This is a genomic window from Colwellia sp. E2M01 (assembly GCF_018860585.1).
GTDB lineage: Bacteria > Pseudomonadota > Gammaproteobacteria > Enterobacterales > Alteromonadaceae > Colwellia.
In genome coordinates, this window is record NZ_JAHKPR010000050.1 from 1 (window position 1) to 1,302 (window position 1,302).

General features: G+C 49.8%; 1 protein-coding gene. It reads left to right on the top strand.

Annotated elements, in window-relative coordinates:
• Positions 1-1,302 (top strand): VCBS domain-containing protein (locus KO502_RS10900; RefSeq protein ID WP_216022607.1); only part of this gene is annotated, 1,302 nt, incomplete at both ends.

Sequence of the window (1,302 nt, forward strand, 5' to 3'; positions counted from 1 at the left end):
TAACATTACCTTAACCGCTGCCGGTAAAGTGTTCTTAGATGCGGGCAATACCTTACCTGAGATCAGCTTAACGACCTCGGGTACCTCAACCGATAAAACGGCGACAGGCACACCAGCAACCAACGCTACCGATGATGAAACCAGCTTAACCTTAACGCCAGGCTCAGCAGAAGAAGATGTAACGCCAGTGGGCGCGACGGTGGCGACGTTCAGTGTGTCAGATGAAGATGAAACCGCGACAGTGGACTTCACTGCGGGCACTAACACTGATGGCTATTATGCGATTGATGGTACCAACATTATCTTAACCGCTGCCGGTAAAGTGTTCTTAGATGCAGGCAATACCTTACCTGAAATTAGCTTAACTACGTCAGGCACATCGACGGATAAAACCGCGACGGGTACACCAGCAACCAATGCAACAGATGATGAAACCAGCTTAACCTTAACAGCGGGCTCAGCGACGGAAGATGTGACGGCAGTGGGCGCAACAGTGGCAACCTTTAGTGTGTCAGATGAAGATGAAACAGCTGTAGTTGATTTCACAGCCGGTACCAATATAGACGGTTACTATGCGATTGATGGCAGTAACATTACCTTAACCGCTGCCGGTAAAGTGTTCTTAGATGCGGGCAATACCTTGCCTGAAATTAGCTTAACCACCTCAGGTACGTCGACAGATAAAACCGCGACAGGTACGCCAGCAACCAATGCGACGGATGATGAAACCAGCTTAACCTTAACAGCGGGCTCAGCAGAAGAAGATGTAACGCCAGTGGGCGCAACGGTGGCAACCTTCAGCGTGTCGGATGAAGATGAAACCGCGACAGTGGGCTTCACTGCGGGCACTAACACTGATGGTTATTATGCGATTGATGGCAGTAACATTACCTTAACCGCTGCCGGTAAAGTGTTCTTAGATGCGGGCAATACCTTGCCTGAGATCAGCTTAACGACCTCGGGTACCTCAACCGATAAAACGGCGACAGGCACACCAGCAACCAATGCAACGGATGATGCAGCAGTCATTACAGTTACGGCAAGTGATGTAACTGTGACCGAAGATGATGCGGCGAACAATACTGCGACAGGTACGGTTGCTATCACCGATGTTGATACCGGCGAAGGCACATTAGCGAGTAGTACGGCTAACTACGGCACGGTTGTAGTTGATGGCTCAGGTCAATGGACTTACAGCCTTGATAACACGGATGCGGCTGTGCAAGCGTTACCGGCAGGTGAAACCCTGACAGATACAATTACTTTCACCAGTGATGATGGCACCACAGAAACACAAACAAT